Origin of the sequence: Lactiplantibacillus sp. YT640, from assembly GCF_049745435.1 — a bacterium.
Classification (GTDB): Bacteria; Bacillota; Bacilli; order Lactobacillales; family Lactobacillaceae; genus Lactiplantibacillus; species Lactiplantibacillus plantarum.
This window is the reverse complement of the sequence record NZ_JBMNVY010000002.1, coordinates 54202-67471: the sequence shown is the minus strand read 5'-3', so window position 1 is coordinate 67471 and position 13270 is coordinate 54202. Positions and strand designations below refer to the sequence as shown.

The 13270-nt window shown below is 41.7% G+C and carries 12 protein-coding genes; all 12 read right to left on the bottom strand.

The window, feature by feature from the left end; translation table 11 throughout:
- Positions 1-43: 43 nt before the first annotated feature.
- Positions 44-412, bottom strand: coding sequence for a 6-carboxytetrahydropterin synthase (locus tag ACOV1R_RS01910; RefSeq protein ID WP_003646169.1), 369 nt, complete (start codon positions 410-412; stop codon positions 44-46).
- 115 nt (positions 413-527) lie between these two features.
- A complete protein-coding gene (locus ACOV1R_RS01905; protein ID WP_015379609.1) occupies positions 528-1169 on the bottom strand; it encodes a nitroreductase in 642 nt (213 codons plus the stop codon).
- 248 nt (positions 1170-1417) lie between these two features.
- The gene (locus ACOV1R_RS01900; RefSeq protein ID WP_003646171.1) at positions 1418-2050 is read right to left on the bottom strand and encodes a uracil-DNA glycosylase family protein; all 633 of its coding nucleotides are present in this window, start codon (positions 2048-2050) and stop codon (positions 1418-1420) included.
- Positions 2029-2982: a DUF5655 domain-containing protein gene (locus tag ACOV1R_RS01895; RefSeq protein WP_003646172.1), complete on the bottom strand. Its 954-nt coding sequence runs from the start codon at positions 2980-2982 to the stop codon at positions 2029-2031. The genes ACOV1R_RS01900 and ACOV1R_RS01895 overlap by 22 nt, the downstream gene beginning before the upstream one ends.
- A gap of 106 nt (positions 2983-3088) precedes the next feature.
- Positions 3089-4516 carry a coniferyl aldehyde dehydrogenase gene (locus ACOV1R_RS01890; RefSeq protein ID WP_003646173.1) on the bottom strand — a complete coding sequence of 476 codons (1428 nt, stop codon included), beginning with the start codon at positions 4514-4516 and terminating at the stop codon, positions 3089-3091.
- A 67-nt stretch (positions 4517-4583) separates the two neighbouring features.
- Positions 4584-5159 carry a TetR/AcrR family transcriptional regulator gene (locus ACOV1R_RS01885; protein WP_128485150.1) on the bottom strand — a complete coding sequence of 192 codons (576 nt, stop codon included), beginning with the start codon at positions 5157-5159 and terminating at the stop codon, positions 4584-4586.
- Positions 5160-5641: 482 nt separating this feature from the next.
- Positions 5642-6121 (bottom strand): 23S rRNA (pseudouridine(1915)-N(3))-methyltransferase RlmH, encoded by a 480-nt coding sequence (rlmH, locus tag ACOV1R_RS01880; RefSeq protein WP_003643636.1) that lies wholly within the window; start codon positions 6119-6121, stop codon positions 5642-5644.
- Between the two features lie 554 nt (positions 6122-6675).
- Positions 6676-7938, bottom strand: coding sequence for a S1C family serine protease (locus tag ACOV1R_RS01875; protein WP_003641660.1), 1263 nt, complete (start codon positions 7936-7938; stop codon positions 6676-6678).
- 110 nt (positions 7939-8048) lie between these two features.
- Entirely contained in the window at positions 8049-8864 is an 816-nt protein-coding gene (locus tag ACOV1R_RS01870; RefSeq protein ID WP_003641659.1) for an MBL fold metallo-hydrolase, read from the bottom strand.
- Between the two features lie 358 nt (positions 8865-9222).
- A complete protein-coding gene (locus ACOV1R_RS01865; RefSeq protein WP_003646175.1) occupies positions 9223-10077 on the bottom strand; it encodes a two-component system regulatory protein YycI in 855 nt (284 codons plus the stop codon).
- 11 nt (positions 10078-10088) lie between these two features.
- Positions 10089-11414: a YycH family regulatory protein gene (locus ACOV1R_RS01860; protein ID WP_003646176.1), complete on the bottom strand. Its 1326-nt coding sequence runs from the start codon at positions 11412-11414 to the stop codon at positions 10089-10091.
- The gene (gene walK, locus ACOV1R_RS01855) at positions 11395-13269 is read right to left on the bottom strand and encodes a cell wall metabolism sensor histidine kinase WalK (protein ID WP_003641656.1); all 1875 of its coding nucleotides are present in this window, start codon (positions 13267-13269) and stop codon (positions 11395-11397) included. Before walK ends, ACOV1R_RS01860 begins: the two co-directional genes overlap by 20 nt.
- Position 13270: the final 1 nt, after the last annotated feature.

The window sequence follows — 13270 nt, the reverse complement described above, 5'->3', positions numbered from 1 at the left end:
GAACAGCTGCAACTGCCGTTCTTGGTGGCCCCTTTCATTAATCTTATTCGGTGACACTAATACAATAAGCGCGTGTTGGCGAATCACTAACTTCAATTCGCAGCAGTTGCGCCCCGTTGTCTCGCAATGTCTTATCAATCTTGGTAAATAAATACTCCGTGACATTTTCAACAGTTGGATTAACAGTTTTAAATTCAGGTAAGTCGTTCAAAAATTTACCTGACAATTCATCCAACGCTTGATGCAAGTTTTTTTCAATATCGTAAAAAGCGACCATCGCATCAACCGTGTGCAATTCACAAACAATTTCCCACGTGTGCGTGTGCTTTTTTCCGGAGCCAGTTGCCCACCGCACCGCATGGCTAGCGTTGACATAGGACTTAATTTTGTACGTTCGTTGTTTAGTCGGCATTGCCCAGCCTCCCCTATCAGGTTCAAGTTACCCTCCATCTTAGATGAAACGGTGTCGGTTGGCAATAGTGTCTGCTGGTAAACAGCTGGTTTTCTGCTGCAAAAGTGAGTCTAAATTAGTTGATAATATGCAAAACTTGCGGCGTAGCAACTCGGTCAGTTCGAAATTGATTTAACGGTTTTTCAGGCTTCTCATAGCCTAAAGCAATCCCCATCGCCACTACTTTATTCGCAGGCATCCCGAGTGCATTTCGTACAATGGCCGGATATTTAACCAATTCATAAGATGGTACTGACTGTACTCCGCGAGCAGTTGCGGCCAACATTAACGTCTGCGAAAAAGCTCCTAAATCATAGATTGACCAACTATTAGGGTTAGCGTCGAGTACGAGATAGGCAATCGCCGGTGCGCGATAAAGATTAGCACGACTATCCCAATAAGTGGTCGGGTCTGAGTCGATCACGGGCCGAAAAGTTCCGACCCAGTGCCCCATATTTTGGCTAGCAAACGCCGAAAAATCACCCCGGTGTACTTTGGCGAGATCAGCGTCTTCCGCAATCCCTTGCTCAGCGGCAGTAGCATAGTGTTGTTTAATATTAGTTAGTGCGTGCCCCGTTGCAATATAGACTTGCCATGGTTGTGAATTGCCCCACGAGGGGGTATCCGTAACAATCATTGTTAATAACTGTGGCTCAATAGGGTCGTCTTTAAAAGCCCGGACTGAATGCCGGGTGTGAATCGCTTTAATTGTTTCCATGAATTTTTAGCTCCTATATTTTAAATAGTGATGAACAAAGAGAATAAATATCATTATAAAAGATAGTACTATCTTTTTCAAGTGAGAAAGCTTGGCTAGCTAAGCGCATCGTCATAAACCAGTAAACTAAAAACGTGGTAATACCGAGCCATTCATGCTCAGTATTACCACGTTTTTAACCAAATTAGGCCCTTGAAGTTACAGTCAACAAGCTATGAACACTGGCCTTAACAAGGCTGTCATAGACCTTATTTTAATGCAATCTGTACCCGTCGTTGAAGATCTGGCACCACGGTCGCTTGGAACCATGGATTCTTCTTTTGCCAGCCATAATTTAGGGGCGATGGATGCACTAATGGGAAATAATCAGGCAAGTAATCCTGATAATTTTGAACCGTTGCAGTCAACGTCTTTTGCCGTGAACGTCCTAAATAAGCCTTAATTGCATATTGGCCCACAAGTAACGTCAGTTGAACGTTAGGCATCATTGCTAGCAGCGGTTCATGCCATTTATCCATGAAGCCCTTGCGCGGTGGCAAGTCACCGCTTTTGCCTTTACCAGGATAGTAGAAATCTAGTGGCATAACTGCAATGCGGTCACTTTGATAGAATTGCTCCCGCGTCACGCCCATCCAATCTCGAAGTCGGTCGCCGCTCGCATCATTGAAATACGTCTTGGTATTTTGGGCAATACGTCCCGGCGCCTGACTAATCACTAAAATAGTGGCTGTCGGTAACACATGAAATAATGGGTCCCACCCCTTCGCCGTATATTCAGCGTTATCGGGATCAGCCTTGATAGCTTCAGTAATTTCTTTGATTGTTGTGATATAGATGCACCTGCGATTCGTTTTTAGTTTTAGTGACGATACTTTTCCCATGCCTGTTTGATTAAGCTCAGAATATATTCAATCTGAGTATCATCTTTTATAATTACTTCATAATCTCCATTTCCCCAATGGCCGATACTGCTAACATCTCTCAATAAATTATTGGGATCGTTTAGTTCTCCTTTTGATAAGTTAATCCAAATTTTTAACTGGCTTTTTTGCGGTAACAAATCAACCACATTATGATGTTTAATACGTAGTCCGATGTAAACTTTGGTCGGTTTAACTTCAAATTCTGAATCCCACAGCAAAATGGCGGCTTTAAGCTCATCATACAAGTCACAAATATTAGCAGTAGCTTTATCTAGGAACATTTCCTCAGTATAGGGCTTCAAATCACTTACCTGATCAACATCCGCTGCTTTCGAGATTACTTTGGATTGTGACGATAACGCACTAACCTTATTGGCAAAACGACTATTTTCACTATTATTCATAATTTGAAGCAGAGTCAAATAGCCATTCTCAGTTTTCCTAGCCTCATATAACTCAATTGGCAAATTGGGGTTATCGATAGCATCTTTTTGATAATTAGTATAACTACCAGCGATAAAAACAACCCGTGTTTGTGTCCAGTCAAAGTCAGCCACTCGCGCCCGTGCACCAAGCTTTTCATTGTAGGCTAACGTAAAATCGGCTTTATGTTGCAAAAGTGTGTTTAAATAGGCAGTGCCCTGATCAACTACGCTATCCTTAGACGTTCGTTTATATTCAATGATTACGAAAGCTCGAACCTCACTATCATACGCCACTGTATCCAACCGATAATGACCTACTGTAAATTCACTGACAATAAATTGAATCCCTAAAACTAATTCTAAATTATTTTCAATCAAATCTTGTAATTCACGCTCAATATTAAAACTTGAGACCCTAACCTTATTTAAACTATTTTTACTTTGATTTATTTTGTAGAGATCCATATTAACTCCTAATCAATGTTCATACTTATACTAGTATTTTACATCAATTAGTCATAGACACGAAGAAAAGTCCTAACCATGTTATTGCCCTAGATTAAACACGACTTCATAGTCCCAACATTCGCTTCAGCAGCTTTTCATTACGTTTATTATGGATCGGCACCATTAAGCGCGTAGTATATTTTGCCAAAACACCTTGCTTATACACAGATTTTTGATTACTAAACGTCTCAAAGCCCGTCTTACCGCCTTTATAGCGTCCCATTCCAGAATAACCCACACCACCGAAACCCATTGAATGCGAACCCGCATGCAAGGATAACTCATTAATATCTACTCCACCAGATGATGTCTGCGAAATAATTTGATTCAAATGCCTTGAACTCCTACCAAATAAGTACATGGCTAACGGCTTTTCATGAGAGTTAATAAAAGCGATGGCTTCATCAAGTGAATCATACGTAAAAATCGATAAAATAGGTCCAAAAATTTCATTTCTGGCAATCTGTAAATCTCGATCAGGATTAATCGCCAACGTTAATGGAATTAGCCGTCTTTTCACGTCCGGAACCAATTCATTATTTGGATTAATCGTTATCAGCCTAGTTCCCCGTTGCCGAGCTTCAGTAAGCATTCTCAAAATCCGATCGTAAGAACGATCGTTGATAATGGCAGAATATTCAGAATTATTAATGTAAGTTGGAAATGCTTGCGCAAGTTGTGCAGTGATTAAGCGCACGTATTCATCCAACTGGTCAGTGGGAAGTAACACATAATCGGTGTCCAAACAAATCTGACCACTATTACCAGAACGACTACGCGCAATCTTGGCAGCTGTCATTTGCTTGTTAGCATCTGGTAAAACAACGGCTGGATTTTTACCACCCAGTTCTAAAACAACCGGTGTTAAATTAGGAGCCGCCGCCGATAATACCTTCTTACCAGTTTCAGAGCCACCTGTAAAAACTAGTTTGTCCCAATCCAGTGCTGAAAACTGAGCCGCAATATCAGCTTCTCCTGTCACTACTGCAAAGTTCTTTTCATTTAAATACTGTTGTGACAATTTCTGGACCAGTGCCGCTGTCTTAGGGGTATACTCAGAGATCTTTACCATCACTCGATTCCCCGCTGCAATCGCTTCTACCGCTGGATCTAGCGCAAGATCGATTGGTGCATTAAACGGCGACATGATACCAACTACACCCAATGGTTCATTATAAACATACTGTTTAGTTCCAGTTAATGCCATCAAACCCGACCGTTGCTTAGCTGGTAGTATCCATTTACGAAGATGCTTCTTAATATATGCAATCGTCGCTAGTGGTCCGGTTAAATCAGCACTTACAATTTGTAGCGGATCACGCTGCCCAAAATCTGCTTGAAGTGCCGTGATTAATTCTGAAATATTATCCCGAATCAATGCCTCAATCTGATTTAAAACAGTCACACGCTCTTCATAGGTCATTGGTTGCGCACGGTCATACTGTGTCTTTTGCAAGTTAAAAATTTGGTGCATCTCATTAATTGTAGTCATCATAGCTCTCCTTTTTTAATCGAACAATCGTTTAATTATAGACAAAAAAATATCATGTTCTGATATTTTATTTTTTCAATAGTGCATTCATACACATCACAACCACTTGATTGATCATAATTGTCTTATTATCAATTTGACGTGTTTTTAAGGCTTTAACAAACAAAACAATTGGTGCATAAACAAAACCTAAAATAACTGCTGGTGAAGAAATGACAAATTCAGGTGTATGTTTGACTGCTTCAAAAAGTTGCTCGAAACCTTGATAGGATTCCTCCTTTTTGATTTTTAAGCTATCAAGAATGGGCGAATTATTGAATTGTTCAATAATCATTAATGCTTCGTAATATTGCATGCCGAAATCGTATAACGCATACATAAACTGTTGGACAAACTTAACTGAGTTATTGGGTTTGGTATTGATATTTTGACTTAAAAATGCTGCCAACTGTCGCTTTTTAGCAAGGTAGACCTGTTTTAGAAGATCCTCTTTATCTGAAAAATAAACGTAAATAGTTGACGAAGAAATACCACTCGCTTTGGCAATTTTGGACATCGAAACATCCGCAATTCCCTCTTTTAGAATAATACGACTTACTTCATCGATAATACTCTTCTCTTTGTCTAAATCTTTTTCCCGCATATTTGGCACCCTCTTTTAATCGATTGAACGTTCGATTAATAATATAAAACTATCCCTAATAAATGTCAATTAAAATTATTAGAAATTTTATGGATGTGGCACCTGTACGCAAAAAATCACTAGCTATATATACCTGAGAATCTACAATCAGCATCTTGGGGATTGGGTATACTCAAAAACGGCAAGCCTTTTTGAGGAGCACCTGCCGCTTACTTTGCTATTATCAATCAATTGAGTATAGTGATAACCAGGCTATTTCAATCTAGCCTTAATATCAGCATCTGAAAAATCGTTGCTACCGTCCTTTTTTATTTCGCCATTATTTAATGGTAATTGCATATCTATATACTGCTTACACTTTAGTAAGGTAACTGTAATTCTTTGCAGCCTTATCTAAACTGTTATAAATACGACCATCAAAAACAGATTAGAATTCCTATTCACCTAATAAATCCGTAACTATTGAAAAACAAATTTTAGCATCACTTATGGTACGGACTTCCCACATTAATCATAAACGCCCGATAAACCTGCTCCGACAGCACTAACCGCATTAATTGGTGAGGTAACGTGAAACGCCCAAACGAAATCTGAGTATCCGCGCGCTTCAGCACTTCCGGTGATAATCCCAGCGAACCACCGATTACGAAATCAATATCACTGTGACCATACGTCGTTAGTTTATCAATTTCCGCCGCAAATTCTTCACTCGAGCGTTCTTTGCCCAAAATTGCTAGCGCGTATACGTAATCGCGATCCTTGATCTTTTCTAGGATCCGTTGGCCCTCTTTGGCCTTCACATTTTCCATCTCTGCGTTACTTAATGACTCTGGAGCCTTTTCATCTGGCACTTCAACAATCTGGAATTTTGCAAATTTACTCATTCTTTTCGCATATTCCGCAATCCCCTGTTTGAAGTATTTCTCTTTTAATTTCCCGACACAGATAATTTTGATGTTCATAATTGACCGCCTTTACACAAGTTATTAACATAGTTATCCACAGGTGCATAACTCAATAATCAATATATTGTGTTGAACACCAGTTCGCCACAATATTTATTTAGCCTCGTTTTGTCAAGACCTTTCCGACTTATCCACAGTTTTGCACAGCAACACTTGTTCGTGGATTCCGGTTACAAATCCTATTATATCAAGAACCGAGGCCTATTAAAATAACTTTTTAAAATTAAATCCACAGGACAGTCCGGTGCCTGTGGATAACTTTTAAACAAGCTTCAACCCCATGGTTCCGGCTGTTCATAAATTTCGACTAACGCGACTAAAATTTATCACCAAAGTTGTCCACACTTTTGCACACCATCAAATTCGACAATAAATGCTTTCTGCTATTTCAACCAGTTTGTTCGGCTTTTGTCGCAACCATTGCCAGCTTTCGCAAATTTAGTCGATTATTGAAAATCGATTCTTCGTTTTTTCATAATTTCGGCTACTAACCTAAAAAAACGCCCCCGACTGCTTTATCCAGTCAGGGACGTTTATGAAATTCTCATTTATTAGTTACTTTGTTTAGTTAACGTTTTGGTAGTTTCCGTCAACTTCATGTTGGCTGTCTTGAGTTTTCCGTTATGGTAGTATTTCACCGTCACGGTATCATTAACCGAATGGGCATACAGGGCACTCCGTAACGTGGCTAAGCTGGTCACTTTCTTGCCACCTAGCTCCGTAATCACATCGTACTTCGTTAACCCAGCAGCTTTAGCCGGTGAACCTGAGTACGTCTTCATGATGACGACACCCTTCGTCACACTGGTTGGTAACTTAAGAACAGACTTCTGATCACTAGAAGAAATATTGGATAGGTCATAGGTTGCAACCCCTAAAGCCGGCCGAACGACTTCACCCTTTTGAACCAATTCATTGATGATCTTCACAACTTCATTACTTGGAATTGCAAAGCCCATCCCTTCGACACTAGTCCCAGAATTATCTGAGGCCAACTTCATCGAGTTGATCCCGATAACTTGTCCAGCAATGTTGAACAACGGACCACCAGAGTTTCCAGAGTTAATTGCCGTATCTGTTTGGATAACCGTCGCGTACCCCGTCGTTTGACCAGATGTATTCGTCGTCGCCACGGTCCGCTTCTTCGCTGAAATGATTCCTTGCGTCAAGGTCGTTGCGTAATTAGAGCCCATCGGTGACCCAATGGCTAAGGCCGTTTCACCAACCTTGATATTATCTGAGTTACCAAAGCTAGCCGTCTTCGTTACTTTAGAAGAATTGATTTTCAGAACGGCCAAGTCAGTCACAGAATCGGTTCCGACAATTTTAGCTGACAACTTAGTCCCATCACTCATAATCACTCGAATGGCACTTGAACCACTCACCACGTGATTATTCGTTACAATATAAGCCGCGTCACCGCTCTTCTTATAGATCAACCCAGAACCTTCACTGTACTCTTCCAGCTTACTAGAGCTAGAATCTGAACTGGATGAACTATCACTGCCAGACGAGTCATCGCCACCCAAAATACCACTCCAACTGCTTGAAGAGCTCTTCTTTTGGAGATTAATGACCGATACAACGGCCGCCTTGTTATTTTCAAACACCTTGGTCGCCTGTGAACTGACATTGACCTTAACGTTCGTCGTTGACGTTGACCCCGATTTATTAGAACCAGTTGGTACACTGGTCGATGACGTTGCGATGTTATTGTTTTGGAAATAATTAATACCGCCGTAAGCAACACCACCACCGATTAAACCAGCTACTAGTGCGGTTACTGCGACTTTGATTAATGATTTATTAGCCATAATTGCGCGTCGAAACGCGATCCCTCCCTACTAATGCTTATTTTAAGTTTATTTTAGCGAAAAAGTGTGATTTTTTTATGACTGAAGCGTTTTGAAACATTAAAGCTAACCTATAACGTAATTAACTTAGTCGCTTGTTCTGGCTCCGTATCGTACAATTGAAAATCATGCTCAACGCCAAAATCTCGTTCCGTCATCATGGAAGCAACCGTTAAATGCGCCAAGGACTTCAAGTTATTATCCTGACTACGATGCCCTAAGTAAATCCGCTTGGTATGCCGGCCAATCACATCCATCAAGGCGTTCGCACCATCTTCATTCGATAAATGGCCCTCATCACCAATAATTCGCTGCTTTAATGGCCATGGATACCGACCCATCCGCAACATTTCTAAGTCATGATTACATTCAAATAAATAGCCGTCAGCGTCTTTGATTACACCTTCAACGTGCTCTGAAACGTAGCCCGTATCCGTAATGATGACAAACGATTTTCCGGCATGATGTAGTTCATAAAATTGTGGCTCGGCCGCATCATGTGACACACTAAATGATTCCACGTCGAGATCACCTAGTCCAAGCGTCGTGTTCGGGTCAAAGACATGACATAATTCGGCAGGAACGTTGCCGATTTTATGCGCCATTGCGTCCCAGGTCCCCTGATTAGCATAAACATCCATACCATACTTCCGCGCTAAAATCCCCGCAGAATGGCAGTGATCAGTGTGTTCATGGCTAATAAATAAACTATCGACTTCATTAATATCACGATCGATCGACGCCATTAAATTAGCAATTTTTTTGCCACTTAGCCCCGCATCAACCAATACTTTGTGCTCTGGCGTTTCGATGTATGTCACGTTACCCGTACTACCCGATGCCAGAATGCTTACTTTCATATCATCCGTTGCTAATTTTAATACCATTATTTAGGCTCTTCCTATCTCTGAAATCCATTACTATCTTCATATGATACACGCTTTTAGCGGGGTTGAAAAGCAAGCCACCTGCAAGTGCTCAAACTTAACGTCCACGACTATCGCCATCACGCGGTTAGTCTAGTTTACTGTCGTGTATGCGCACACTAGTTTACCGGCCATTAAACTCACACGAAACCGCGAACATCAACGCTGAGCAATCCACGCTACGTCATGCCACCTCGACATTGGCGTATCACAACTAGTCAAAAATCTAGTCACCAAAAAACGGGCCTGTTAGGAAAAACACCCTTCTTCACAGCACCCGTTATTCGACAACGACACCTAGTCGTTAAACTGGTTTTCACTAATCAATTGCATTCCACATCATTCCGACCGTCGCATCTAAACTACTCGTATCACTAGCCGTACTACCGTTCTTCATTGAAGAACCAGTAAAGGCATTGATACGGTGCAGTGTAACGTTAGAACTATTCTTACCCCGGACCGCAAAGATCCACGTTGGGACGTAAACACTACTATCCTTCAATTTCAATAACCGAGAATACCCAAGCTTTGCCCAAACGATCCGGGAACTACTTGCCACCTGATTATATTGATACAACGCAACCAGGGCCTTTTTTTCACTGATCGTAACAGCCTTTTCGCGTAAAGTTTTGACGTGATTGACGTACGTCTGAGTATAACTTGTCAGCTGCTTGTTTTTATTAACAAATAGGTGGACTTGCCCAGCGCCAGTCATGATCTCGCCATCCGCAACCTTTTGAACAAAAACGTAATCGCCGTTAGACGACAAATCCGCATCATAGACGTACTCGGTTCCATGGATTACATTGGTCCGCTGACTCATAAACGTCGTCAAGTCCGCTTTAGGATTGCGGGTATCGATAGTGGTGGTTGCCCGTAGTGTGCTCACGAGCTTACCGCCGCTTTGCACCCGGGCTGTCTGTTCAGTTAACTGACTCAACAATTGTTTGAGACCACTCTCGTTACTGCCCGCAATATAGTAACCCGTCCCTTCGCTCGTGTCCGGGTTTTTAAAGCTAATATTATCTGCGCGCATTTCACGAATTATCGTGGTCGCCGTATCACCAGTCGTTTGTGTCGACTTAGAGCTCGTTTGCACGAACATAAAACCCAAGAAGATATCTAGAACAACAAATGCTAGTAGGAAAATCCACTCAATTCTCCGAAAATTCATGCGGCCACCTCCTAAGATCCACTTAACATCGACGTATATGTCCGCCAAGTGCCATTATAGTAGACATAATACGTCGGCGTCAGGTCGATCACGAGTTTGGACGACTTGTTCTGTGACCATTCGTAGCCAAGTTCAATACTGCCAATTTTACTGTCTTTATAACCAGCGGCCTTCAGACGTTTTAACACACTTGTCGAACTCGGTAAGGTCACCGCTTGCTTCTGACCAGTAGTTGGTACTGGCACCTGCAAACTGTACAGTGAGAAGTAGTAACGGTCTAACCCGTTAGAAGTGAGCTGAATCCGGACATCGCCATTTTCGGTCTGATTAAAGATCGGGAACCCTTCAACATAGCTTCGGTAAATGACACTATTACTCGTTGCGTCAAAACCGTAGTAGCGGATATTATCCATTGGGACACCGAGACTAGTTAACAAATTGAAGCTCTTCTTTAGCTGATTAGTCAGTGATAGGTTCCGCGTGGTTCCTGAATCACTATAATCTTCGAAATACACTGTTCCTAGCTTAGAATCCACCGTCATGCGCTTGTAACTACCCGTTGTATACTCCTGTTTACCACTGCGATTATGCACTGAAACGGTCGAATTACCATCCGCATCTAGTAATCGGTTGGCAATCTCACTCGCAGCCGCTTTACTCATCAAGTAGCTATAATGTTGCATCGTAACTTGCTTTGGATAATCAATATACGTTGTATTATCCTCATAGGTCATCTTGACAGCAATCCGTTTGACCTTGTCGACTGCCAAAACTTTTTTCAACGACGACAGAGATTTTTTCTTCAACCGAACACTATAAATCTCATGATGGTCATCATTCAAAAAGTAGATGTGATTCGTATCATTGACTGGAATCACGATCCGACTAAATTCCGAGGAGCGAAAATTACTGAGATGTTGCTTGAAGACCGTATTAAACATACTGACAGTAATACTGTCAGGAAAGTTCAATACGTACGAATCAGTTCCATTTAAGAGCGCACGGTAGCTTTTTGCCGACGTAATGCGAACTTTAGAGATACTCCGCGCATCCCATTTGCGTAACTGCTCACTAAATTGACTGACTAAGCTGACATTTTTATTAATCAGCAGGGATTGGCCACCCTGACTGTTAGTGTGAATTAATTGTGTCGGTAAATAAATATCATCGATTGTCCGAGTTGTCAACGAAGAGTTCGATGACGTCGTACTAACCTTGCTTTCATGCTCATAGCGTGACGGATTCAACCAGATATACATGGATAAAACCACGCTCAATAAGATCAGAATCGTCAATAAAATGGGTAAGATAAAGCGTCTAAGCTTGTGAGTCGTCATCCCAAAGGTCCTCCTCCTCATAAGGTTCGTATGGCAGGGAGATATAGAACGTAGACCCCTTACCTTCAACACTATCAACCCAAATACGACCGCCGAGCATCTGAACAACTTCTTTTGAAATCGCCAAACCGAGGCCCGTCCCACCTTGGGCCCGTGACCGCGCCTTGTCGACTCGGAAGAATCGGTCAAAGACGTGTCCTAAGTCGGCCCGTGGGATACCCAAGCCCTGATCACTAATACTAATGATCACTTGGTTATGCGTCTCTAACAGGCGACAAGTCACGACACCGCCATCAGGTGAATACTTGATCGCATTATTCATAATGTTATCCAATACTTGAGTGAATTTATCGGTATCAATTTCAACCCACAGATCACGCTTGGTAAACTCGCGCTTAATAGTGTAATACTTAGCTGGATTATCATCCTTCTTTAAGATCATATCAAACCGATCAAGCACGTAATTGAACATCTCATTAATATTGACCAATTCCATATCGACCCGGGTGGTCCCTGAGTCCATCCGTGATAGACTTAAGAGTTCATTGATCATTCGAATCATACGATCGGTTTCTTCTTGAGTGACCTTCAAAAATCCTGGGGCCACTTCAGGATCCTTCCACGCTCCATCACTCAGTGCTTCAATATAACTCCGCAAACTAGTCAGTGGTGTCCGTAATTCATGAGACACGTTCGAAACAAATTGTTTCCGGTCATTATCAATCTTTTGTTGTTCCGTGACATCGTGGAGCACACAGACTAACCCACTAATAAACCCAGACTCCCGTTGAATTAACGAGAAGTAGGCATTCAAGATTAGGTCACGCTCGTTCGAAGAAAAATCAAGCATCAATTCATCTTGATTTTCAATCAAATCACGCAATGAATAATCATCACGGATTTTCAAAATATCTAAAATCGAGTTACCGATTGCCTTTTCGGCCGTAACATCCATAAAGTCCGAGGCTGTTTCATTGATGATGGTAATATTACCCCGGCGATCAGTGGCAATCACGCCATCACTCATGTGTGAGAGCACACTATCCAACCGGCGCCGCTCAGCTTCTGTCGACTCTTGCGATTCTTCCACTCGAATCGACAAGTTATTAATGGCTTTAGCCAACTGGCCCAACTCATCATCGCTATAAACTCGGACTTGCCCCGCATAATCACCACGGGCAATTCGTTGCGTCTGCTGCTTCATTTCTTCGATTGGACGAGTTATTGCCCGGGCAATAATGATTGCAATTCCCAGTCCCAAGACCATCGCAGCAAGTGACGCAATCACAAAGATTCCCATAATGTTGTTAATCGTACTGTAGACAGACTTCATATTTGCCCGTACATACAGTACCCCAACTAACTGACTGCTATTACCCGCTGAATTGGAGCTATATAGCGGCACGATTGAAACGTAGTAGCGTCCATTATTCTGAGTGTCATAGGTACTTTTAGTGTAAGTTCGATTATTATAGATCGCATTCTTGACGTTTCGATCGGTCGTTTTTTGTCCAACTACTGACTGATCATTAACATCACTCGTCCCACGAATTGTTCCTTTGCTGTCAACAACTTGGATTTCATCAACATTCGTATTGTTGTAGTTCGACAAAATCGTCTTGATTTGGCCGTTGGCCTTGCGCGTACTGCTGACGGTCAATTGTTCGGACAACGAATTATCAATATAAGTTGGAATTTGCACCGACTGTTTAAAATCCTGGATGTTCTTTGATTCCAACTGTTTCACAAAGATTGCACCCACGATTTCCAACGTAATCAATAATAGAAGGGCAAACACGAGCGCAATTTTGAAATTAATTGTTTTAAAAAAATTTTTCCGTTTAAATCTCAACACG